Origin of the sequence: Streptomyces sp. TLI_105 (genome assembly GCF_900105415.1) — a bacterium.
Classification (GTDB): Bacteria; Actinomycetota; Actinomycetes; order Streptomycetales; family Streptomycetaceae; genus Streptomyces.
Genome location: NZ_FNSM01000001.1, coordinates 597,834 through 620,902, shown reverse-complemented (window position 1 = coordinate 620,902; position 23,069 = coordinate 597,834). Strand labels below are relative to the sequence as shown.

Here is a 23,069-nt window from a genome sequence, read left to right as displayed (position 1 = left end):
CACACTGTCCGCCGAACGCCGCAATTCCGGTGCGGCGACGGAGGGACGTGAGAGCGATGGCCGTTTCCATTTCTGTCGTGGTGCTGCTGCTGGTGCTGGCCGTGATCTTCCTGCGGAACGGTGGCCTGAAGGTCACGCACGCCCTGGTCTGCGCCCTGCTCGGCTTCTTCCTCGCCGGCACCAGCATGGCGCCCACCATCCACAACGGCGTGGCCGCCACCGCCAACGTGGTCTCCAGCCTCAGACCGTGATCGTCACGGCTCCGTGAACTCCCGTGAACTGCTGTGAACTGCCCATGAAACCCAGGGCAGTTCCATGTACATTTCACGAACTCGGTCCTAGCGTCGGCCGCCGGCGCGACACCCGTCAGGACCCGAGGAGCCGCTTTGACCACCCCACCGCCCCGCAGACGAGCGCGCGCGCTCGCGCTGGTCGCCGCGCTCGCGGCGACCCTTCTGGCGGGCTCCGCGCCCGTCGCCCAGGCCGAGGAGATACCCCTCGCCCCCGGTCACCGCCTCGTCGACCACTACGAGGGCGCCCCCGCCACCGCGCGGCCCGTGCCGGGCAAGGGCCCCGCCCAGCACCCGTACCTCGCCCCCAACGGCCGCAGCGGCATGCACGCCGACGGCGCCGGCAGCGGTACCTACCCCTGGTCCGGGCCGCTCGGCCGCGACCCGAAGGTCACCAGCGAGAAGATCGCCGCCGTCGGCGGCGAGTGCGCCACGGTCACCTTCGACGCCGGCGGCCGCCTCGTCACCGTCTGCGGCACCTTCAGCGGCTTCCTCCTGAAGCTGCTCGACCCGCGCACCCTCGGCACCCTCGCCGAGTACCAGCTGCCGCAGCGCTCCTCCACCGTCGAGGCCATCACCCGCCTCGACTTCGAGAAGATCTTCAAGGACACCTCCGGCGGCGCCTACTTCTACCTGGACGACCGGGACCGGGTCGTCCTCGCCGACTCCCGACAGCACGTCCTGCGCATCGCCCACCGTCAGAAGGTCGACGGCGCCTGGGAGTTCGCCGTCGAGAACGACTGGGACCTCACCTCCCTCGTGCCGCACGACTGCGTCACCTGGACCAACCTCTTCCCCAGCGGCGTCTGCGACCCCGTCACCTCCGTCATGCCGGACTGGGACGGCCGCATCTGGTGGGTGACCCGGCTCGGCCGCGTCGGCACCGTCGACCCCGCGACGGGCGCCCTGCGCGCGATCCGGCTCGACGGCGAGGAGATCCAGAACTCCTTCTCCGTCGCCGAGGACGGCGTCTCCATCGTCACCGACCACGCCCTGTACGGCTTCCGCGCCGACGCCGACGGCGTCCCCCGCGTCCAGTGGCGCGAGACGTACGACCGGGGGACCGGCACCAAGCCCGGCTCGGTGAACCAGGGCTCGGGCACCACCCCCGACCTCTTCGGCACCCGGGACCAGTACGTCGCCATCACCGACAACGCCGACGACCGGATGAACGTCCTCGTCTACCGCAGGGGCGCCGACGTGCCCGCCGCGGAGCGGCTCGTCTGCAAGGTGCCCGTCTTCGGATCCGGCGCCTCCACCACCGACAACTCCCTGATCAGCTGGGGCGACAGCCTCGTCGTCGAGAACAACTACGGCTACGAGAACCCCGGTACGCTCCTCCTCGGCCGCAGCGTCGTCGGCGGCGCGACCCGGATCGACGTCCGCGCCGACGGCAGCGGCTGCGACACCGTCTGGGAGAGCGACGTCCGCTCGCCCTCCACGGTCCCGAAGCTCTCCACCGCCAACGGACTGCTCTACTTCTACGAGAAGCGCCCCAACGCCTGGGGCATCGACGCCTGGTACCTCACGGCCGTCGACTTCCGCACCGGACGGCGCGCCTTCTCGCGCTTCACCGGCACCGGCCCGGCCTACGACAACAACTGGGCGCCGATCACCATCGGCCCCGACGGCACCGCGTACGTGGGGGTCTTCAACGGCATCGTCGCCGTCCGGGACGGGGCCTGACGCACGACGGCGCGGCACCACCGTGGCGCCGCGCCGTACCGCTCACTCGAACTCGGGCATGTCCCCGACGGTGGTCTTCTCGTCGATCACCGCGAAGGCGGCACCATGCGGGTCCACGATCGCCGCGAACCGGCCGAACGGGCTGTCCATCGGCCCGAACACCTTCCGCCCGCCCAGGGCTTCGGCACGATCCACGGCCAGGTCGCAGTTGTCGACGGCGAAGTAGATCTGGATGTACGAGGGGACCTCCGGCGGGAAGTCCTCGTCCGACATCACCATCCGGCCGAGCACCGGCCGCTCGCCACCGAGGTCGAAGACCCGGTAGTCCATGTGCTCGTCCTTGATCTTCTTGGAGTTGTAGCCGAAGACCTCGGTGAAGAAGGCGTCGGCCTTCGCGGGCTCCCGGGTGAAGATCTCGGCCCAGGCGTACGAGCCGGGCTCGCCCTCCCGCTCGAAGCCCTCGTGCTCGCCGGACTGCCAGACGCCGAACGTGACGCCCGCCGGGTCCTGGGCGATGCACATCGAGCCGAAGTCGCCGACCCGCATCGGCTCCATCAGAACGGTGCCGCCCGCGCCCCGGATCTTCTCCGCCGTCGCCGCGACGTCCGGCGAGGCGAAGTACAGACACCAGGCCGACTGCGGCTCCCCGTCCTGTCCCGGCATCGGCGGGACGACGGCCGCGACCGCCTTGCCGCCCTTGTAGGCCTGCGTGTAGTTGCCGAATTCCGTGGAGGCTTCGCCGAAGTCCCAGCCGAGCACATCGCCGTAGAACGTCTTGGCGCCCTCGACGTCGGTGTACATCGCGTCGGTCCAGACCGGTGTGCCTTCAGGTCGTGCGGCCATGGCGGTGACTCCCATTTCCGATTCGATGACGTGTTCCTCGGGCCACGCTAGCCACGCCCGCCGGGGCTCGCGCGGTGACGCACCGCACCGGCGCGGCCTCAGTCGGGCAGCCGGCCCAGGGCATAGCGGTGGAACGGGCCGTCGGGGATCGGGAGCCCCGGCCGCCACATCCGCAGCACCTGCGCCGACGGCAGGAACAGAGCCTCCGGCAGGTCGTCCGGAGCCGTCCACTCCCAGCGCTCGATCTTGTCCGGCTCCGCCACCGCCGGCACGCCCCGGAAGCCGCGCACCGCCGTCGCCGCGGTCATCCGCGTCAGCCGCGCCGAGGTGACGGAGTCCAGGATCAGCCCGAGGACCTCCACGTCGGCGGCGTCCGCCACCAGCGTCGTCTCCTCGGCCAGCTCGCGGACGGCGGCGGCCTCGATCGACTCGCCCGGCTCGACCATGCCGCCCGGCAGCTCCCACACCCTGGAGCGGTGCAGGCCCAGCAGGACGCGGCCGGCATCGTCGATCACCACGACCCCCGCGCCGAGCGAGGCCCGGGCGGGCGGCGGTTGGACGTTGCGGGCGGCGGTGGCGGCGTGCTCTGCGGTCGTCATGGAGCCCTGTCTACCAGGCCCCTTCTGACAAGCCCCTCTGCCATGTAACAAAAATGAAGAAAACTCTTGAAAAGGGTGAAAAAGGGAGGACACTTTTCCTTACACCGGACAACCAGAGAGAGCCGCACCCGCCGACGGAGACGTCCGAAGGCCCGCGTGACCCTATCTCGGCTCTGGCCAGGCCCCCGGCGGGGCCGGTCGGGCACGGAGCCGTCGGCGACGGCCGACGACCGAGCGAATCGACACGGACCGCCGGGGACTGTCATGTCCGGGGCTCCGCGGGGACGGGCGGCACCACCGCCACCGGACAGTGCGCGTGATGCAGCACCGCATGGGCCACGGAACCGAGGAGCAGCGAGCCGAAGCGGTGCCGGTGATGCCGCCCCACCACCACGAGACCCGCGTCCCGCGACCCGTCCACGAGCCGGCCCGCCGCGTCCCCCGGCACCACCACCGGGACCAGCTCCACCCCCGGCCACCGCGCCGCGAACGGCCGCAGCCGCTCCTCCTGCTCGCGCTCCGCCTCCCTCACCAGCTCCTCCGCCTCCGCCACCTCGTCCGCGACGGGCAGCGGCGGCGGCACCTGGAGTGCGGGAGAAGGCGCCGGAAGAACCGCGCTCTGCGGCGGAGGCAGCCGGAACGCCGTCACCGCCTCCAGCGGTACGCCCCGGTGGTGAGCCGCCTCGAAGGCGAAGCCCACCGCCTCGTCCGGAGTCTCCTCCGCGTGCAGCCCCAGCAGCACCCGCCCCGCCTCCGCCCCGTCCGTGAGCGCGGCGGCGCGCGCCTCGTGCGGGACGACCACCAGCGGGCAGGGCGCCGTCATGGCCAGCGTCCGGCTGGTCGAGCCCAGGAGCAGACTCGCGAAGCCGCCGTGCCCCCGGGAACCGGTCACAAGGAGACGAGCCCCCCGCGCCGCCGCCGGCAGGGCGTCCGTCACGGACCCGTCCAGCGAGTCGTACCGCACCGGCACCCGGTGGCCCCGCTCCTCGACCACCGTCCGTACGGCCCGCGCGACCGTGTCGGGCAGCTCCGGCACCGTACCCAGGGAGGCGATGCGGGCGGCGCCGAGCTGGAGCGCGTCGGAGCGCACATGGGCCACCACCAGCGGTGCGCCCAGCCCCTCCGCGGCGCTCAGCGCCCACTCCAGGGCCCGGAGGCTGTGCTCGGACCCGTCCACGCCGACGACGACCGGCGGCTCGTACGCGGTGCTGGTGTCACTCATGAGGGAATGCCTCCCTCACCCGGAGAAACGCCACGCCGGTCCGTACCGAAGGGCTTCGGTACGGACCGGCGCGGGAGACGATCAGGCGTGCGGGGAGCCGATCGAGGGCCGGCGGGGAGTCCCGTCAGGCGCCCTGCTGCCGGCGCGCCCGCTCCTCGTTGCGCTCCTTGATGCGGACGGTCTCCTTGCGGACCTCCGCCTGGGTGGCCCGCTCCTTCTGGAGCCACTCCGGGGACTCCTGCTTGAGCGCGTCGATCTGCTCGGTGGTCAGCGGCTCGGTGATGCCGCCGCGCGCGAGACCGGCGATGGAGATGCCCAGCTTCGACGCGACCACCGGGCGGGGGTGCGGACCGTTCTTGCGCAGCTCCTGGAGCCAGGCCGGCGGATTGGCCTGGAGCTCGTTCAGCTCGGTGCGCGAGACGACACCCTCCTGGAACTCTGCGGGGGTGGCCTCGAGGTACACACCCAGCTTCTTCGCCGCGGTCGCGGGCTTCATCGTCTGGGTGTTCTGGTGCGACGTCATGGTGTCAAGGGTATCGAGCATGCGGGCGAGCTCCGACCACAGCGGCTACCGGTAACCTGGCGGGGTGACAGGCACGGACGCTACTTCCCCTTCCTCCGCTCCTCCTTCCTCCTCCTTCCGGCTCGCCTACGTGCCGGGAGCGACACCCGCGAAGTGGGTGCGGATCTGGAACGAGCGCCTGCCCGACGTACCCCTGACGCTCCTCTCCATGACCCCGGCCGAGGCCTTCGACGCGCTCCGGGAGGGCACCGCGGACGCGGGCCTCGTCCGGCTGCCCGTCGACCGGGACGACCTCAGCGCGATCCCGCTCTACACGGAGACGACGGTCGTCGTCGTCCCCAAGGACCACCTGTTCGCGGCCGTGGAGGAGGTGTCGGCCGAGGACCTCGCCGACGAACTCGTCCTGCACCCCCTCGACGACACCCTCGGCTGGGACCGGCCGCCCGGCCGCCCCGCCATGGAGCGCCCGGCGACGACGGCCGACGCGATCGAACTGGTCGCCGCGGGGGTCGGCGTGCTCGCCGTCCCGCAGTCGCTGGCCCGGCTGCACCACCGCAAGGACCTCACCTACCGCACCCTCGTCGGCGTCCCGCAGTCGCGGGTGGCCCTGTCGTGGCCGGCGGCGGACGAGGCGCCCGACCTGGTGGAGGAGTTCATCGGCATCGTGCGCGGCCGCACCGTGAACAGCACCCGGGGCCGCCGCGCCGAGGAGAAGAAGGGCCAGAAGCAGCCCAAGCAGCAGAAGGCCGCGAAGCCGGCGAGGACCGGGAAGCCGGGCGGCGGCTCCCGCACCGCCGGCCGCCCCTCGGCGTCCCGCAAGGGCGGCGGGGGCGCCGGCCGGAGCGGGAAGCCGCGCCGCGGCCGCGGCTGAAGCGTCCGGCCGCGGCTGGACCGTCCGCACGGCGGACACCCGGCACCCGGCCTCCGGCACCTCGGCATACTGACCCCTCCTGATCACCGAATTGATCACCGAGATCATCCAGGAGGAGCTTTGGCCGCCAGTTTCAGGACCGTCGTCGAGGTGGCACCGGACCACCTCGCGCAGGCCCGGTCCATCGACCGGGTGTTCCAGGAGGCGATCGCCCCGGCGACCGTCAACTTCGACTTCGAGGCGATCCACCGGGCGGCCTCGGCCGTCCCGGACAGCGACGTGGTGAAGATGGTCCGGGGCTGGGGGCTCCAGGAGCACGCCCCCGCCCTCGTCATGGTCCTCTCCCTCAAGGAGGCCGTCCGTCAGGCGCTGCCGCCGGAGTGCGCGGAGGCCGGCTTCTGGGCCACGGTCGAGCGGGAGCTCGTCCAGGCCTTCACCGGACTCGCCGCGCAGGAGGGGCAGCCCGGACTCTCCTTCTACGAGGAGTCCGGGGACCGCACCCGCTTCTACCGGGACCTGTTCTTCGCCCTCCAGGACGAGGAGACCGGGGACCACATGTACGCCCTGGCCTTCTGCGTCGACGTGACCGTCGAGCTGCCGAAGGCCGAGACCCTCGCGCTCGACCTGACCGACGTCGTGCCCTTCGCGGTGCGGCTCAACGCGATCGTGCTCCGCCAGGCGCTGGGCGCCCCGGTCTCCGTCTGACCCGGACGACCCGCTCCGCACCGGCCCGCCGTCCCGGGCCGGACCCGAGGAGCGCGGAAGCACTCAGCCCCGCAGCCGCCGGCTGCCCCGCGCCGCCGCGACGAGCTCCGGCACCGTCGCGAGCTTGACCCGTGGCCGCCCCGCCTCCCGGCCCCGCGCCCGCTCGGCCCGGTCGATGGAGGCGAGCCCGCGCGCGTCGACGAGCCCCCGTCCGCTGCGGCTCCGCGCGAGACGGCGGAACTCCTGGGAGGTGCCCGTCGGCTTCGGCAGCGCCCCGGCGACCGCGTCCGCGAGCAGCGTCCCCACCGTCTCCTCCGCGCAGGCCCGGTTGGCCCCGATGCCCCCGGAGGGCCCGCGCTTGATCCAGCCGACGACATAGCTGCCGGGCAGCCCCACGACCCGGCCGGCCTCGTGCGGCACGGTGCCGGTCGTCTCGTCGAACGGCAGCCCCGCGAGCGGCACGCCCCGGTAGCCGATGGCCCGGACGAGGAGCCCCGCCACGACCTCCGTACCGGACGGCTCTCCGTCCTCCGTCACCCGGACCGCCCGCACGCCGTCGGTGCCGAGGGCCTCGACCGGGGCGGAGTGGAAGCGCAGCACGATCCGGCGCCGGCCCTGCGCCGGGGCCCGCGTCCAGTTCACCGCCTCCCGGTCGACGCCCTTCAGGAGCGCGGCCTTCGCGCCGGGCGCGGCCGCGTCGATCGCCGCGCCGGTGCGCGGGTCGTGGTCGTCGACGACCAGGTCGACCCCGGGCAGGTGCTTCAGGGCGAGCAGTTCGGAGGTGGTGTACGCGGCGTGCTCGGGGCCCCGGCGGCCCAGGAGCACCACCTCGCGGACCCGGGCGTCCCGCAGGGCGGCCAGGGCGTGGTCGGCGATGTCCGTACGGGCGAGGCTGTCCGGGTCCGTGACGAGGACGCGGGCGACGTCGAGCGCCACGTTGCCGTTGCCGACCACGACGACCCGCTCGGCGGAGAGCCGGACGGCGTCCGCGCCGGTCTCCGGGTGCGCGTTGTACCAGGAGACGACGGAGGTCGCCGAGACGCTGCCCGGCAGGTCCTCGCCGGGGATGCCGAGCCGCCGGTCGGAGGGCGCGCCCACCGCGTAGACCACCGCGTCGTGGTGCGCGGCGAGTTCCTCGGGGGTGACGTCCGTGCCGATCCGGACGCCGAGCCGCATGCGGACCCGGGGGTGGGTGTGGAAGCGGGCGAAGGTCTCCCCGGCTCCCTTGGTCGCCGGGTGGTCCGGTGCCACGCCGTACCGGACGAGACCGCCGGCGACCGGCAGCCGGTCGATCAGTGTCACCTCGGCGTTGGTGTGCAGGAGGAGGTCCTCGGCGGCGTACATGCCGGCCGGTCCCGTGCCGACGATCGCGACGCGGATCGGGGCGAAGTCGGCGGGGATCGAGCGGTCGAAGGCCGGCTCGCCCCAGCTGTGGAAGGTCGGCGAGGCGAGGACCGGCGCGGGCTCGCGCTCCGCGTAGTAGGCGGCGTTGATCCCCTCGTACTCCCGCAGCCGCTCGGTGAGCCGGTCGGCCGGGAAGATCGCGTCGACGGGACAGGCGTCGGCGCAGGCCCCGCAGTCGATGCAGCTCTTCGGGTCGATGTAGAGCATCTCCGTGGTGCCGAAGTCCGGCTCGTCCGGCGTCGGGTGGATGCAGTTGACCGGGCAGACGGCGACACAGGTGGCGTCGTTGCAGCAGGTCTGGGTGATGGCGTAGGTCATGTCGTCGGCTCAGCTCGGATCCGGGGGAGGGGGGTCAGATGAGGTTCGCGCGCTTGTAGAAGAAGAGCGCGGGCCGGGTCAGCAGGCGGGCCGAGGCCAGGAACTCCATGAGGCCGGCGCAGCTGGCGCGCATCTGCGCCTTGTAGTGCTCGTTGGCGGCGGCCTCGCGCCGGGCGCGCACCGGGTCGAGGCCGGCCTTCGCGTAGACGTCGGGGCTGACCAGGCTGGTGACGATGTAGTACGCGGCGATGGCGACGACCAGGGCGTGGAAACTGCGGCGGGCCCGGCCGGCGCGGGCCAGGCGGCGGCGCGTCTCGTCCCGGGCGAACTTCATGTGCCGGGACTCCTCGACGACGTGGATGTTGTTGATCGTGCGGACGAAGGGGACGACCCGCTCGTCGCGCATCCAGTCGCGCTGCATGACGTCGAGGACCTCCTCGGCGACGAGGATGCCGGCGTAGGCGGCCTCGCCGAAGCCGACGGTCTTGAAGGCCCTGCCGAGTTCGAGCACCGCCCGCCTGGGCCGGTAGGCGGGGGCGCCGAGCTTCTGGGCGCCCCGGGCGAACATGATGGAGTGGCGGCACTCGTCGGCGATCTCGGTGAGGGCCCACTGGAACCGGGGGTCGGTGGGGTCCTTGGCGTACATGTCGCGCAGCACCATCTGCTGGAGGATCATCTCGAACCAGATGCCGGTGCTGGCCACCGAGGCGGACTCCTGCCGGGTCAGCTCCTTGCGCTGCTCCTCGGTCATCTCGTTCCAGTAGGCGGTCCCGTAGAGGCTGTTCCACTCCGGGCTCTGGCCGTGGAAGCCCTTGTCGAGGGGGGTGTCCCAGTCGACCTCGGTGGCGGGGTCGTAGGAGAGCTTCGCGGCCGACAGGAGCAGCCGCGCGGCGACGTCGTGGTCTTCGTTGTCGGGTCGGACGGTGCTGCTTGCCATGGTGCGGCTCCTCGGGGTCGCTCGAGCGGCTCGGACGCTTGTTAGACGTCACGTCTAGCAAGCTTGTTAGACGGAACGTATAGCAAGGGCCCCGGGGAGGCCTACCCCTCGGTGCGGACTTTCTTTCCACGGGAGTTACCGCGGGTACGCGAACGGGGCCGGAGCCGTCGCGGCTCCGGCCCCGTTCCCGGGTCGGTATGTACTAGAAGGTCAGGTTCCAGGCGTCGATCCTGCCCGTGTCCTGGCTCGCGTTGTCGTTCACCCGGAGCTTCCAGACGCCGTTGGCGACCTCGGCCGAGGCGTTGACCGTGTACGTCTGGGCGATGTTGTCCGTACCGCTGCCGGTGTGGTTGTGCAGCGTGTACACGGTGCCGTCCGGCGCCACCAGGTCGACCTTCAGGTCACCGATGTAGGTGTGCTTGATGTCGACGCCCACCTTCAGGGTGGCCGGCGCGTTGCCCGTCACGCCGCTGACCGTGATCGGGCTCTCGACGGTGGAGTTGTCCGCGATCGCGTAGTCCGTGAGGTTCTCGAAGTACGGGCCGGCCGGCGGGGTCGAGCCGCCGACGGCCTTCAGCGCGTCCACGCGGCCCTCGCCGAAGAAGCTGTTCTTCGCCGTGGTGCCGGTGCACCGGGCGTCCGCCGGGCAGGCCAGGTCGGTGGCCTGCTCGCCGAGCTTCGCCCGGATGTCCGCCGGGGTGTACGCCGGGTTGGCGCTGGCCAGCAGCGCGGCCACGCCCGCCACGTGCGGGGAGGCCATCGAGGTGCCGCTCAGCGAGGCGTACTTGCCGCCGGGGGCGGTGCTGTAGACGGACTCGCCGGGGGCCGAGACCTCGATGACGTCACGGCCGTAGTTGGAGAAGGACGCCTTGGAGGTGCCGCTGGTGCCGTTCGCCGCGACCGTGACCACGCCCGGCAGCTCGGCCGGGATGTCGAGGCAGTCGTTGGTGAGGGTCCGGGTCACCGGCGTCGAGTCGTTCGGACTCGACGAGTCGGTGGTCTTGTTGGCCAGGTCGACGTTGGAGTTGCCGGCCGCCGCGACCTGGAGGGAGCCCTTGCCCTCGGCGTACGCCTGGGCGCGGCCCACGCCCTCCAGGATGGCCGCCTGGTCGAGGTCGTTCGGGCAGTTGAACTGCCACGGGTCCGTGTAGTAGCTGTTGTTGGTGACCTTGAAGCCGTGGTCACCGGCCCACACGAGGCCGCAGACGGTGTTCTCCGCGAAGAACAGCGTGGTGCCGGGCTCGGCGATGCGCACCGAGGAGATCTTCACGCCCGGCGCGACGCCGATGGCGCCCTTGCCGTTCTTGGCGGCCGCGACCGTGCCGGCCACGTGGGTGCCGTGCTGGTCGACGTCGCGCCAGGCGCCGACGCGGGTGTCCGGCTTGCCGTAGGCGCAGGAGACCGAGTCGGCGGCGTTGAAGTTCGGCGCCAGGTCCTGGTGCTGGTCGTCCACGCCGGTGTCCAGGATGCCGACCTTGACCGTGGCGGAGCCCGGGTTGACGGCCCAGGCCTGGTCGGCCTTGATCTGGGTCATGTCCGAGCGGACCGGCTCCGTCGTGGGTGCCGCGGCCTGCGTCGGGTTGGCCGGGAGCGCCGGGTTGTAGGCGTCGGCGGGGACGTCGGAGGTTCGGGTCGCGCCGACCTTCTGGACGCCGGCGACGCCGCGCATGGTGGCGGCGAAGGAGGCGGAGGTCGAGTGCGCGACGATCACGCCGATCGCGTCGTACGAGGCGAAGACCGAGCCGCCGTTGCTCGCGACGGCGGTGCGGACGGCGGTGGTGTCGCCCGGGGTCGTGATGACCAGGTAGGCACGGGTGCCCGCGGCCCAGGCGGCGGGCGCCGCGGCGATCGCGGGAGCGGCGGCGGGGCCGGCCGAACGGGCCGCGAGGGGCTCGTTGTTCAGCGGAGCGGCCTGTGCGAGGCCGACGGTCGTGCCGAGCGCCAGGGAGGTGCCGAGCATGAGGGCCGAGAGTCTCATGCGGCCGGATATGTGGGAAAACAATGCGTCCTCCGATGACCCGGTGGCGCGGGTGGCGCCGGCCGGGCCCTGTGATGTGTGGGGTGGACGCAAGATCCCAGACGGACGGGGCGGAAGGAAGTCTTCTGTCCGAGAAGCCGGTTCGCGTTACGTAGTGTTGACCTGTCCACGCCAGAAATGGGGGCGTGCGTCTCGATCCGCCCCCTTCGTTCCCCCGGGTGACATCCTGGACAGGTGACCATGTATCCTGGACATCTGTCCATGATCTGGTGAAGTGACGAGGGAGACGGCGATGGAGACGGCGGCGAACGTACTGGTGGGCCTGGTGGCCGCCCTGCACGCGTACATCCTCGTTCTGGAGATGTTCCTGTGGGAGAAGAAGGCGGGGCGGGGACTGTCCGGCTTCGACGCCGACATGGCCAGGGCCACCGCGCCGCTCGCCGCCAACCAGGGCCTCTACAACGGCTTCCTGGCCGCGGGACTCGTCTGGGGCCTGATCGCGGAGGACCCGACGGGATACCGGGTCAAGATCTTCTTCCTCGGCTGCGTGGTGGTCGCCGGACTGTACGGCGCCGCCACCGCGAACCGCCGCATCCTCTTCGCCCAGGCGCTGCCCGGCGCCCTGGCCCTCGGCGCGGTCCTCCTCGGCCGATGACCCCGGCGAAGCCGACCGCGGAAGACCCCCGGGCCGCCAGGACCCGGGCGAGGCTGCGCCAGGCCCTCCTCGACGAGTGCGCGGAGCGCCTGCTGGCGGAAGTGAGCATCGCCGCGCTGGTCCGCAGGGCCGGAGTCGGCCGGGCCACGTTCTACCTCCACTACGGCGATCTGGAGGCGCTCGCCGTCGACGCCTGCGCCGACGTCGTACGCGAGGCGGTGGACGCCCTGCACGCCTGGCGGGGCACCCCCGACCCGGCGTCCCCGCCGCCCGCGCTCCTCGACTTCTTCGCCGGCCTGACCCCGCACGCCGCCCTGTACCGGGCCCTGCTGCGTCCGGGCGGCGGCGGACCGCTCGGCCTCGTGCTCCACCGGGACCTGCGCGCCCGCAGCCTCGCCGAACGGGCTCTGGTCGGCGCGCCGGAGCCCGGACTGATCGCCTCGGCCGTGGCCGCGACCTTCGCGGGGGTGCTCGCCGACTGGCTGCACGGCCTCGTCGACGGCACCTCGGACCACGTCGCCCACCAGGTCTGGCGGCTGCTCATCGCTCTGCACCGTACGCGCCTGTCGTAGCGGCGGCCCGGCCGTACGGGGCGGGTGGCCCCCGCCCCGTACGTCGCTACTTCAGGTAGGGACCCGAGGCGCCGATCCTGCCGGGACCGTTCAGGACGTACACCCGCAGGTTGCCCTTGCCGGGCGCGGCGACCGAGAGGCTGCCGTTCGTGACGGTGCGGACGTCACCGGTCACGGCGTCGGTGTAGGTGCCGTTCGGGACGCCGGAGAAGGTGGCGCCGCCCGAGACCGTGACGAGCGCGAAGCTGTCCGTCGAGCCGCTCGTGTAGCGGCGCTTGAACGCCATGCCGCCCGAGATGCCCTCGGTGGAGTACTGGCCCGTCTGCAGCGCGGGGATCGCCCGCCGGATCTGGTTGAGCCGCTGCACGTGCTGGACCAGGGGCTGCTGGAGGGTGGTGGCGACCGCTCCCGAGGCCGAGGAGACGTGGGAGAAGTCGGAGGCCGTGACGGAGCCGGCGACGTGGTCGCCGTAGTAGGCGCGGCCGGTGGTCGCCAGCGGGCAGGTCGGCCCGCAGTCGATCTTCTTGCCCTTCTGGAACTCGATCTCCGAGCCGTAGTAGAGCGTCGGGATGCCGCGGAAGGTCCACATCAGGGACATGTTCTCGGCCCAGGCGTCGGTGCCGCCCGCGTACCGCTCGGAGGACTTGTTCGGTCCGTAGTCGTGGCTGTCGACGTAGACGACGTTGTAGGTGGCGTCGTTGTAACTGTCGTCCGAGTCCTTGCCGTTGGAGAAGGCGTTCTGCGCGTCGCCGAAGTTCATGTGCATGCGCATGTCGATGACGTTCATGCCGGAGAAGCGGCTGTGGTCGGGCGCGTGGTAGGCGTTGCCGTTCAGGAAGGCGTTGGTGGAGGTGGGCTGGTTGCCGGTGCCCTGCTGCTGCTCGTGGTCGTACATCTCAAGCGCCGCCTTGGCGTCGTCGGCGTCGTACTCCTTGCGCTCCTTCCAGGTGTAGAACTGCGCCGAGTGGTTCACCGAGCCGCGGTTCCACTTGTCGTTGACGAAGGCGGCGACCTCGCCGAAGACGAAGAAGTTCTTCGCCGCCTCGGCGCCGTGCCGCTGGGTGACCCGCTCCTGGATGGCGGGCAGGAAGCGGCGGTTCCAGGTGGTGCGCGGGATGTGCACGGCCGTGTCGACGCGGAATCCGTCGACGCCCATGTCGATGTACTTGTCGTACGCGCCGATCAGGTAGTCCTGGACGGTCGCGTTCTCGGTATTGAAGTCCGCCAGGTCCTCGTGCAGCCAGCAGGAGCGGGAGTCCTCGCCCTCCCAGTTGCCGATCCAGCACTGGTGGTAGAGCTCCTTGGGGAACATCCCCGAAGTGGGGCTCGGCCACTGGCAGTTGTAGACCGTGTAGCCCTCGGCGCTCTTGCCGCCGGTCGGCTTGCCCCAGTTGACGCAGGTGTTGCCGGCGGGCTCGGCCGTCGACCACAGGTCGCCGTTGTAGTACGACTTGCCGGACTTGGCGTCGATGGTCAGGCCGTCGTACTCGAAGTCGGGCTGCTTCTCGTCGTAGTACCAGCTCCACTGGCTGTCCCGCACGCCGTGGACGGTCGGGACGAAGAGGCCCTTGGCGCCCCAGCGTGAGGAGTGGTTGTAGACCACGTCCTGGTAGATCTTCATGCCCTTGGCGTGGGCCGCGTCGATCAGGTCCTGGTAGGAGGCGCCGGCGGACTCCAGGCGCGGGTCGACCTTGTAGAAGTCCCACCCGTGGTAGCCGTGGTAGTCGTAGTCCGAGCGGTTGAGGACCACCGGCGTGATCCAAATCGCCGAGAACCCGAGGCCCTTCACGTAGTCCAGCTTCTGGATCAGGCCCTTGAAGTCGCCGCGGAACATCGGGTCGTCGCCGGCCGCGTTGCCCGACTTGACGTGCTGGCTGCCGCCCCGGTCGTTCGACGGGTCGCCGTCGTTGAAGCGGGCGGTGAGGACGAAGTAGATCGGGTCCTTGCGCGGGTCGGTGCCGAGCGGCTTCCCGGTCGCGGGCGTGGCCGGCTCGTCGCCGGTGGTGGCGGTCGCGGCTGCCGAGGCGGCGGAGACGTTCCCGGCGGCGTCCACGGCCTTCACCGTGTAGGCGTACGCGGTCCGTTCGGCCAGGTTCGTGTCGGAGAACACCGTGGAGCCGACGTCGGTGACGACCGTGCCGCCGCTGCCGCCGGTCCGGGTGACCTGGTACTTCGTGACGCCCCGGTCGTCGGTCGAGGGGTCCCAGGTGAGCAGCACGGAGACGCCGTCGGCGGTGGCGGTCACCCGGGCGGGGGCCGTCGGGGCCCGGGTGTCGGGCGGGGTGGCGGCGCAGGGGTCGGTCGCGTTCGCCGTCACCACCCGGTTCCGGACCGTGGAGACGCCCGTGCCGATCGTGTAGTCGGAGCCGCCGTTGTTGTCCCAGGTGCCGTTGCCGTTGTTGAACGCGGCCTTGAGGGAGACGGCCGTCCCGAGGTCGATCTCCCGCTTCCACCAGCCGGTGCAGGCGGCCTGCATGCCGACACCGGGGACGGTGGTCCAGGCGCCGCCCGCGGGCTGGTGGTGGATGTTGGCGGTGGACCAGCCGAGCGTCTCGGTGGAGTAGTAGACCGTCGCCTTCGCGGCGGGGGCGGGCGTGTTGTCCGCGCAGGGGTCGGAGTGGGCGACGACCCCGTCCTTGACGGTGGTGTTCCCCGTCCCCAGGGCGTAGTTCGCGCCGCCGTTGTTGTCCCAGGTGCCGTTGCCGTTGTTGAAGGTGGCCTGGAGACCGGCGGCCGTGCCGAGACTGACGGTCTTCTTCACCCAGTCCGTGCAGGCGGGCTCCATGGCGACGCCGGGGACCGTGGTCCAGGAGCCGCCGTCGGGGGCGTCATGCAGGTGGTAGGCGGTCCAGTTCTTCGTCTTCGTCCAGTAGAAGACGGTGGCCGTGTTCTCGGCGGTCGCCGCGACCGGGGCGGTCCGTGGTGAGGGATCGCCGGGTGGTGCGGCGAGCAGGCCGAGCAGGCCGGCGGCGACGGTCAGGACGGCCACCGGGCGTGCCGGCAGCGGGAGGCGGGTGCGGCTCATCTGATTCTCCAGGCGGAGGAGCGTTCCGTACGGGCCGGTGGGAGGGGCGGGGATCGACACCGTTGGAAACACGGTCGGAAAGTTTCTGAAAATCCTTGCGTCGGCGGGAAGTTACCGCTGCCGGGTCCCGCGGGTAAAGACTTCTGACCGAAGCGGCCTCTACGCTCGGTGCGCTCGCCCGTGTGATGGACGTCGAGAGGTCCCGATGAAGCTGCCCGCGCCCCTGCGCGTACTGAACGAAGGGCTGGCGTTCCTGCTCGAACTCGCCGCCCTGGCCGTACTGGCCTGGTGGGGGTGGGAGAGCGCGGAGAACGTGGCGCTCCGGCTGCTGCTCGCGGTCGCCGCGCCTGCCGTCGCGGCCGTGATCTGGGGCCTGTTCGCCGCCCCCAAGGCCCGGATACGGGTGCCGCTCGCGGGTGTTCTGGCCGTGAAGGCCCTGGTGTTCGGCGCGGCGGCGGTCGCGCTCCAGGCCCTCGACCGGCCGGTGTGGGCCGTCGTCTTCGCCGTCGTGGCGCTCGTCAACACCGCCCTGGCGACGGCGGACCGGCGGGCCGCGGTGCGGCGGGGCGCCTGAAGAGGGCTACGAGGTGAGCGTCACGGGCGCGGCCAGGGGCGTCCTTCGAGCCGCTCGATGTCCCGGTTGAAGCGTTCGAGGTAGGCGGCGAAGCGGGCCACGTCCTCGGGCGACCACTCCTCCATCACCCTCTCCAGACCCTCCACGTTCGAGGCCCGGTCGGCGTCCAGGCGGCGCTCGCCCTCCTCCGTGATGCGGAACTTGCGGGCGATGCCGCCGTCCGGGTCCGGGATGCGCTCCACGACCCCGGCGCGCAGCATCGCGGCGGTCTGCCGGTTGAGGGTGGAGGTGTCGAGGCCGAAGGCCTCGCTGAGCTGCCCGATGGACATCGGCCCGTGCATCCGGATGCGGGTGAGGAGGACGTACGCGCTGCGGTCGAGATGGCCGCCGGCCGCCCGTGAGCGGGGCCCGTACAGGTGGGCGTGCCGTCCGAGCAGCATGCTCTCGAACTCGACCAGGTGGGTGGGCTTGTCCATGAGGGCATTCTCTCCCGTCCCGAGACGATATGCATCATGCACAGCTTGTGTATGCAGCAATTGATGTGCATCATGCATACACCTGATCCCGAAAACCGAAGAAAGCACGAGGGAGAACCCGTGGACGGCTCCAAGCCCGAGGCCCGCCCCGGCGGCGTCGTCGGCGTCCTCGCCCTGGCAGGCATCGTCGCCGCACTCATGCAGACCCTGGTGGTCCCCCTCATCGGCGACCTCCCCAGGCTGCTCGGCACCACCGCCTCCGACGCCTCCTGGGTGATCACCGCCACCCTCCTCGCCGGAGCCGTCGCCACCCCCGTGGCCGGCCGGCTCGGCGACACCCTCGGCAAGCGGCGCGTCCTGCTCGTCTCCGTGATCCCGCTCGTCGTCGGCTCGGTCGTCTGCGCGCTCGCCTCCTCCGTCGTCCCGATGATCGTCGGACGCGGACTCCAGGGCCTCGGCATGGGCGTCGTCCCGCTCGGCATCAGTCTGCTCCGCGACCTCCTGCCGCCCGAGAGGCTCGGCGGCTCCATCGCCCTGATGAGCGCCTCCATGGGCGTCGGCGGCGCCCTCGGCCTGCCCTTCTCCGCCGCCGTCGCCGAGAACGCCAGCTGGCGCGTGCTCTTCTGGGTCGCCGCCGGACTGAGCGTCCTGGTCGGCGCCCTGATCTGGCGCGTCGTCCCCGCCGGACGGCGCGCCGCCGCCCCCGGCCGCTTCGACCTGCCGGGCGCCCTCGGCCTCGGCGTCGGGCTCGTCGCCCTGCTGCTCGCCGTGTCCAAGGGCGCGACCTGGGGCTGGGGCAGCGGCACCACCCTCGGCCTGTTCGCCGTCGCGGCCGTCGTCCTGCTCGCCTGGGGCGCCTGGGAGCTGCGCACCGCCGACCCGCTCGTCGACCTGCGCGTCACCGCCCGCCCGGTCGTCCTGATGACCAACGCGGCCTCGGTCCTGGTCGGCTTCGCCATGTACGCCCAGTCGCTGGTCGTCCCCCAGCTGTTCCAGCTGCCGGAGGCGACCGGATACGGCCTCGGGCAGTCGATGATGGCCATGGGTCTCTGGATGGCCCCGGCGGGCCTGATGATGATGATCCTGGCGCCGCTGGGCGCCAAGCTCTCGGCCGCCCGCGGCCCCAAGGTCACGCTCTCGGTCGGCGCGCTCGTCATCTCCGCCGGGTACGGCTCCTCCCTCGCCCTGATGGGGTCCACCTGGGGCCTGCTCACCGTGACCCTCATCTGCAACACCGGCGTCGGACTCGCCTACGGGGCCATGCCGGCGCTCATCATGGGCGCGGTGCCGCAGGAGGAGACCGCCTCGGCCAACAGCTTCAACACGCTGATGCGCTCCATCGGCACCTCCGCCTCGGCAGCCGTCATCGGTGTCGTCCTCGCCCAGATGACCACCACCCTCGGCGGCCACGTGCTGCCCTCCGAGGACGGCTTCCGGGTCGCGATGCTGATCGGCTGCGGCGTCGGCCTCGTGGCGGCGGTCGTCGCCGCGCTGATCCCCGCCAGGCTCGTCGCGCCGGCCGCCGGAGACGCCCCCGGCACCGGACCGGGCGCCGGCCCGCGCGCGACCTCACGGGCCGGCGCCGCCTGAGGCCCGAGATCCGCGCCGGGGGCGGACCGACAGGCGACAGGCCGTGCTTCAGGCCGCCGTCCCCACCCAGGGGCGGCGGCCGGGGCCGGTCGGGTGGGTGCCCGTGGCGCTCATGACGACCGAGTACAGGCTGGTCTCGGCGGCGATGAAGAGACGGTTGCGCTTGGCGCCGCCCCAGGAGATGTTGGCGACCGCCTCCGGGACGTTCAGCCGTCCGATCAGGGTGCCGTCGGGGTCGTAGCAGTGCACGCCGTCGCTCATCGCGGCGGCCCAGAGGCGGCCGTCCGCGTCGAAGCGGAGGTTGTCGAAGCGGGCCTTCTCACGGGCCGAGGCGTCGGCGAAGACCTTGCCGTCGGAGAGCGTGCCGTCCTCGCGCACGTCGAAGACCCGGATGAGGCCCGCCCGCGTGTCGGAGACGAACAGCTGCCGCTCGTCGTGGGAGAAGACCAGCCCGTTCGGCGCGGCGAACTCGTCGGAGACCAGGCGCACTTCACCGCTGTCCGGATCGATGCGGTAGACGTTGTTCGAGCCGATCTCGCTCTCGGCGCGGTAGCCCTCGTAGTCGCTGGTGATGCCGAAGTCCGGATCGGAGAACCAGATCGAGCCGTCGGACTTCACCGCCGCGTCGTTCGGACTGTTCAGACGCTTGCCCTGCCACCGGTCCGCGAGCACGGTGACGGTGCCGTCGTGTTCGGTGCGCGTCACGCGGCGGTTGCCCTGCTCGCAGGAGATCAGCCGGCCCTGACGGTCCAGGGTGTTGCCGTTGGTGTGCCCGGCGGTGCGGCGGAAGACGCCGACGGCGCCCGTCTCCTCGTCCCAGCGCAGCATCCGGTCGTTCGGGATGTCGCTCCAGATCAGCTGCCGCCAGGCGGGCAGATAGATCGGCCCCTCGGCCCAGCGGCAGCCCGTGTGGAGGACCTCCAGCGCATCGTCCCCGTACATGCACCGTCCCGTCAGGAACCGCTCGTCGAACATCTCGTACAACTCGGGGCACTCGCCGCTCATGGAGCCCTTCCCTTCCGCGTTCCTCGCACATGCCGAACCTGATCCTGCGTGAGATGAAGATTGCAGGATCATCTGCGGCCAACACAAGGATCTTTCGAACGGAGAGCTGTGGATCACACGGTCCCGGCTTCCCCCTCCTCTTCCTCCTCCAGCGTGAACAACGCCCCGTCCGGGTCCCGGACCGTCACCCGGCGCTCCTCCTCCTCGTCCTCCGACGACCGCACGTCGGCCCACTCGCTCCCCGGCACCACCGCCCCGCCGTGCGCCACGACCGCCTCCCGGGCCGCCGCCAGATCGCGCACCCGGAACCGGACCAGCCAGCGCGGCCTCGACTGCGGCCGGGGCGAGGCGGATTCGACCGGGCCGCTGTCGAGCCGGGCGACGGCCTCGCCGTCCCGCCGCAGCACCACCCGCTCGTGCTCGTACGACACCTCGCAGGAGCCGGGGCTCCCGTCCGCCCAGCGGAGCACCCCGCCGTAGAACACGGCCGCGTCGAACGCGTCGCGGGTGTGCAGCTCCACCCAGGCCGGTGCCCGCCGCTCGCCGACGTGCCAGCGCGAGACCAGCCGCCCCTCCCACACGCCGAACGCCGCACCCTCCAGATCCGTCGCGATCGCCGCACGGCCCCGCAGCGGGTACGCCAGCGGCCCCACACCGACCGTGCCGCCGCGCTCCCGGATCCGCGCCACCGCCGCGTCGGCGTCGTCGACGGAGAAGAACACCGTCCAGGCCACCGGCACCCCCGGCTCGGCGGCCACCGCCGCGATCCCGGCCACCGGCACCCCGTCCCGCTCACCCACCACGTGCACGTCGTCGCCGAGCGCGCCCCGACGGAACGTCCACCCGAGCACCGCCCCGTAGAAGCGCTTCGCCGCCTCCAGATCACGTACGGACAGATGCAGCCAGCACGGTGCTCCCATCCCGGTCGTCGGCCCCGACACCGGCACCACCTCCTCGTCGTCCTGAGTCCGTGCGCCCCTTCCCCGCCCGACTGCCCCGCAAGCGCGCACTCACCCACGTGCCGCCGATCACCCCGCCCCGGGTACCCCGAACGGGTCAGCGGGCCGCGCGGGAGGCGTACGCGCGGACGTCGGCGTCCGCGTCGTCGGCCGCCCCGGCGAGCGCGGCCCGCGCCGCCGGTTCGGCCCGGTGGGCGAGGAGCGACAGGACGGCGGCCTTGCGCACGTCCGCGTTCGGATCGGCGAGCGCCCCCGCGAGCGCCGGGACGGCGAGGCCGGGCGCCGCCGCCCGGAGCGCGGTCGCCGCCCCGGACCGCACCTGCCAGGCACGGTCGCCGAGCGCCGCCCCCGCCCCCGCCGCGTACGCCGGCGGGCAGCCGGTGCCCGCCAGGGCGGCCAGGGCGGCGCCCCTGACCAGCGGATCGGGATCGTCGAGCAGCGGCGCCAGCGGCTCCGGCGCCGGATTCCGTACGGCCGCGAGCCCACGGGCCACCGCGACCCGCACCTCGCGCGCCGGGTCCGCCGCGGCCCGCGCGAGCTCCCCGACCGCGTCCACCGACACCAGGGCCCGTACGGCCTGGACGCGCACCTCCACGGAAGAGTCCGCCAGCGCGCCCGCGTACAGCCCGGCGGCCCCGAGCCGCAGCGCCCGCAGGACCTCGAGCGCGGCGGCCCGCACGCCCGGATCGGACACGCCCAGGGCCTCCCGGAGGCCCTCCGCGAGCGCCGGCTCGGCGGGCAGCACCTCGACCAGCTCCCGCAGCGCCGCAGCGGCCGCGGCCCGGACCGGCGCCGCCTCGTCCCGCAGCCGGGCGGCGAGCACCGGACCGGTCCCGGCCGGCGCGGTCTCCCCGAGCGCGGTGACCGCGGCGGCCCGCACCGCCGGATCGGCGTCGGCCAGGTACGGGCCGAGCGCGTCCAGGTCGGGGGAGTCCTCGACGAGCGAGAGCAGCCGCAGCAGCCGGGGGTGGGGCGGCGCGGGCGCGGGGACCGCGGCCGGCCCGTCGACGGCGGCCGGACGGGGAGCCAGGGCCGCCGGGGCGGCGTCCCGGGCCCCGGCCGTGGCCACCGGCACGAGCGCCACCTCGCCGAGGAGCCGCTCGGGACCGCCGGGCGGTGAGAACTCCGGCACCGGCACGACGTACGGCTCGACCGGCCGGGCCGTGAACTCCATCGCCCCGGAAGGGGCCTTGCGCAGGTCCAGATGGTGCAGCCATCCCGTGTCGTCCCGCTCGGGATGGTCGAGCCGCTCGTGGTAGAGGCCCCACCGCGACTCCGTCCGGGCGAGCGAGGCCCGCGCCGCCATCTCGGCGCAGTCCCGGATGAACGACACCTCCGCGCAGCGCATGAGCTCGTGTGCCGTGCGGGCGCCCATCCCGGCGATCTCCGTCGACATCCGGTCGAAGGCCTCCACGGCCAGGGAGAGCTTCGCCCCCGTCTTCGGCGGCGCCACGTAGTCGTTGACGAACCGGCGCAGCTTGTACTCGACCTGGGGCTGCGGCGGACCGTCGGGGTTCCGCAGCGGCCGGTAGACGAGCTCGTGGGCGGCCGCGAGCTGCTCACGGTCCAACTCGCCCTCGTACGCCCGGTACCGGGAGGCGTCCTCGCCCGCCAGGTCGCCGAAGACGAACGCCCCGATCATGTAGTTGTGCGGTACGGAGGCCAGGTCCCCGGCCGCGTACAGCCGGGGCACGGTCGTGCGGGCACGGTCGTCCACCCGCACCCCGGAGGCCGAGTGCCCGCCGCACAGACCGATCTCCGAGATGTGCATCTCGATGTCGTGGGTCCGGTAGTCGTGCCCCCGGTTCTCGTGGAAGGTGCCCCGGGTGGGCCGCTCCGTGGTGTGCAGGATCGACTCGACCGCGCCGATGGTCTCCTCCGGGAGATGGCTCAGCTTCAGGTACACCGGCCCCCGGTCCGAGGCGAGTTCGGCCGCGAACTCGGCCATCATCTGCCCCGACCAGTAGTCCGACTCGACGAACCGCTCGCCGTGCCGGTTCACCTGGTACCCCCCGAAGGGGTTGGCGACGTAGGCGCAGGCCGGCCCGTTGTAGTCCTTGATCAGCGGGTTGATCTGGAAGCACTCGATCCCGGTGAGCGCCGCGCCCGCGTGGTACGCCATGGCGTAGCCGTCACCGGCGTTCGTCGGGTTCTCGTACGTTCCGTACAGATAGCCGGAGGCGGGCAGACCGAGCCGCCCGCAGGGGCCGGTGGCCAGGATCACGGCCCCCGCCCGGACGACGACGAACTCCCCGGTGCGGGTGTGGAACCCGGCCGCGCCGACGGCCCGGCCGTCCTCCGGATGGGTGAGTACCCGGACCGGCATGACCCGGTTCTCGATCCGGATCCGCTCCCGCATCTCGCGCCGCCGCAGCTGCCGGTAGAGGACCTTCTTCACGTCCTTGCCCTCGGGCATCGGCAGCACGTACGAGCCGGACCGGTGGACCTGCCGGACCGCGTACTCCCCGTGCTCGTCCTTCTCGAACTTCACGCCGTACGACTCCAGGCGCCGGACCATCGCGAAGCCGCGGGTCGCCGTCTGGCGGACGGTGGACTGGTCGACGAGGCCGTCGTTCGCCCGGGTGATCTCGGCGACGTAGTCGTCGGGTTCGGCCCGGCCGGGCACGACGGCGTTGTTGACGCCGTCCATGCCCATGGCCAGGGCGCCGGAGTGGCGGACGTGCGCCTTCTCCAGGAGCAGGACGTCCGCCCCGCGCTCGGCGGCGGTCAGCGCCGCCATCGTGCCGGCGGTGCCGCCGCCGATCACGAGCACGTCGCAGGAGAGCTCGGTCGCGTCGGCGAGATCGGGGACGGTCAAGGGGGTGTCCACGGGAAGC

20 protein-coding genes are annotated in these 23,069 nt (G+C 72.4%); 8 read left to right on the top strand and 12 right to left on the bottom strand.

Going from position 1 to position 23,069, the window contains the following annotated elements; genetic code table 11:
• Positions 1-56 precede the first annotated feature (56 nt).
• Complete coding sequence (locus BLW86_RS02965; protein WP_030690730.1) at positions 57-251, top strand: hypothetical protein; 195 nt, start codon at positions 57-59, stop codon at positions 249-251.
• A 135-nt stretch (positions 252-386) separates the two neighbouring features.
• A complete protein-coding gene (locus tag BLW86_RS02960) occupies positions 387-1,976 on the top strand; it encodes a hypothetical protein (RefSeq protein ID WP_093872549.1) in 1,590 nt (529 codons plus the stop codon).
• A gap of 42 nt (positions 1,977-2,018) precedes the next feature.
• Here BLW86_RS02960 and BLW86_RS02955 read toward each other — a convergent pair whose 3' ends face one another.
• The 4 genes from BLW86_RS02955 to BLW86_RS02940 form a co-directional block, all read right to left on the bottom strand.
• Entirely contained in the window at positions 2,019-2,819 is an 801-nt protein-coding gene (locus BLW86_RS02955; protein ID WP_093878466.1) for a VOC family protein, read from the bottom strand.
• A gap of 98 nt (positions 2,820-2,917) precedes the next feature.
• The gene (locus tag BLW86_RS02950; protein ID WP_093872548.1) at positions 2,918-3,418 is read right to left on the bottom strand and encodes a nucleotide triphosphate diphosphatase NUDT15; all 501 of its coding nucleotides are present in this window, start codon (positions 3,416-3,418) and stop codon (positions 2,918-2,920) included.
• Between the two features lie 262 nt (positions 3,419-3,680).
• Positions 3,681-4,640, bottom strand: coding sequence for a universal stress protein (locus BLW86_RS02945; protein WP_093872547.1), 960 nt, complete (start codon positions 4,638-4,640; stop codon positions 3,681-3,683).
• Positions 4,641-4,764: 124 nt separating this feature from the next.
• Complete coding sequence (locus BLW86_RS02940; protein ID WP_177181536.1) at positions 4,765-5,163, bottom strand: DUF5997 family protein; 399 nt, start codon at positions 5,161-5,163, stop codon at positions 4,765-4,767.
• Positions 5,164-5,227: 64 nt separating this feature from the next.
• Between BLW86_RS02940 and BLW86_RS02935 the strand changes: the two genes are divergently transcribed.
• Together BLW86_RS02935 and BLW86_RS02930 are read left to right on the top strand one after the other, a co-directional pair.
• Positions 5,228-6,034: a LysR family substrate-binding domain-containing protein gene (locus BLW86_RS02935; RefSeq protein WP_093872545.1), complete on the top strand. Its 807-nt coding sequence runs from the start codon at positions 5,228-5,230 to the stop codon at positions 6,032-6,034.
• 120 nt (positions 6,035-6,154) lie between these two features.
• Positions 6,155-6,739, top strand: a complete 585-nt coding sequence (locus BLW86_RS02930; protein WP_093872544.1) for a Type-2Aa cytolytic delta-endotoxin — start codon at positions 6,155-6,157, stop codon at positions 6,737-6,739.
• Positions 6,740-6,802: 63 nt separating this feature from the next.
• Here BLW86_RS02930 and BLW86_RS02925 read toward each other — a convergent pair whose 3' ends face one another.
• The 3 genes from BLW86_RS02925 to BLW86_RS02915 form a co-directional block, all read right to left on the bottom strand.
• The gene (locus tag BLW86_RS02925) at positions 6,803-8,461 is read right to left on the bottom strand and encodes an FAD-dependent oxidoreductase (protein ID WP_093872543.1); all 1,659 of its coding nucleotides are present in this window, start codon (positions 8,459-8,461) and stop codon (positions 6,803-6,805) included.
• Between the two features lie 34 nt (positions 8,462-8,495).
• A complete protein-coding gene (locus tag BLW86_RS02920; protein ID WP_093872542.1) occupies positions 8,496-9,398 on the bottom strand; it encodes an AurF N-oxygenase family protein in 903 nt (300 codons plus the stop codon).
• A 202-nt stretch (positions 9,399-9,600) separates the two neighbouring features.
• Positions 9,601-11,376 carry a S8 family serine peptidase gene (locus tag BLW86_RS02915; protein ID WP_093872541.1) on the bottom strand — a complete coding sequence of 592 codons (1,776 nt, stop codon included), beginning with the start codon at positions 11,374-11,376 and terminating at the stop codon, positions 9,601-9,603.
• Between the two features lie 292 nt (positions 11,377-11,668).
• On the opposite strand from BLW86_RS02915, the gene BLW86_RS02910 reads away from it, so the two are divergent.
• Both BLW86_RS02910 and BLW86_RS02905 read left to right on the top strand, forming a co-directional pair.
• Positions 11,669-12,031, top strand: coding sequence for a DUF1304 domain-containing protein (locus BLW86_RS02910; protein WP_093872540.1), 363 nt, complete (start codon positions 11,669-11,671; stop codon positions 12,029-12,031).
• Positions 12,028-12,603 carry a TetR/AcrR family transcriptional regulator gene (locus BLW86_RS02905; RefSeq protein ID WP_093872539.1) on the top strand — a complete coding sequence of 192 codons (576 nt, stop codon included), beginning with the start codon at positions 12,028-12,030 and terminating at the stop codon, positions 12,601-12,603. Before BLW86_RS02910 ends, BLW86_RS02905 begins: the two co-directional genes overlap by 4 nt.
• 46 nt (positions 12,604-12,649) lie before the next feature.
• Here BLW86_RS02905 and BLW86_RS02900 read toward each other — a convergent pair whose 3' ends face one another.
• Positions 12,650-15,628, bottom strand: coding sequence for a carbohydrate binding domain-containing protein (locus tag BLW86_RS02900; RefSeq protein WP_177181535.1), 2,979 nt, complete (start codon positions 15,626-15,628; stop codon positions 12,650-12,652).
• Positions 15,629-15,833: 205 nt separating this feature from the next.
• On the opposite strand from BLW86_RS02900, the gene BLW86_RS02895 reads away from it, so the two are divergent.
• Positions 15,834-16,202 carry a YrdB family protein gene (locus BLW86_RS02895; RefSeq protein WP_093872538.1) on the top strand — a complete coding sequence of 123 codons (369 nt, stop codon included), beginning with the start codon at positions 15,834-15,836 and terminating at the stop codon, positions 16,200-16,202.
• A gap of 20 nt (positions 16,203-16,222) precedes the next feature.
• On the opposite strand, the gene BLW86_RS02890 is transcribed toward BLW86_RS02895, so the two are convergent.
• A complete protein-coding gene (locus BLW86_RS02890) occupies positions 16,223-16,678 on the bottom strand; it encodes a MarR family winged helix-turn-helix transcriptional regulator (RefSeq protein ID WP_093872537.1) in 456 nt (151 codons plus the stop codon).
• A gap of 120 nt (positions 16,679-16,798) precedes the next feature.
• Here BLW86_RS02890 and BLW86_RS02885 point away from each other — a divergent pair, with 120 nt between their 5' ends.
• Positions 16,799-18,268: an MFS transporter gene (locus tag BLW86_RS02885; RefSeq protein ID WP_093872536.1), complete on the top strand. Its 1,470-nt coding sequence runs from the start codon at positions 16,799-16,801 to the stop codon at positions 18,266-18,268.
• Positions 18,269-18,316: 48 nt separating this feature from the next.
• Here BLW86_RS02885 and BLW86_RS02880 read toward each other — a convergent pair whose 3' ends face one another.
• From BLW86_RS02880 to BLW86_RS02870, 3 genes are all read right to left on the bottom strand, one after another.
• Complete coding sequence (locus BLW86_RS02880; protein ID WP_093872535.1) at positions 18,317-19,273, bottom strand: SMP-30/gluconolactonase/LRE family protein; 957 nt, start codon at positions 19,271-19,273, stop codon at positions 18,317-18,319.
• A 113-nt stretch (positions 19,274-19,386) separates the two neighbouring features.
• Positions 19,387-20,223 (bottom strand): VOC family protein, encoded by an 837-nt coding sequence (locus BLW86_RS02875; RefSeq protein ID WP_093872534.1) that lies wholly within the window; start codon positions 20,221-20,223, stop codon positions 19,387-19,389.
• Between the two features lie 106 nt (positions 20,224-20,329).
• Positions 20,330-23,062, bottom strand: coding sequence for a fumarate reductase/succinate dehydrogenase flavoprotein subunit (locus tag BLW86_RS02870; protein WP_371129440.1), 2,733 nt, complete (start codon positions 23,060-23,062; stop codon positions 20,330-20,332).
• Positions 23,063-23,069: the final 7 nt, after the last annotated feature.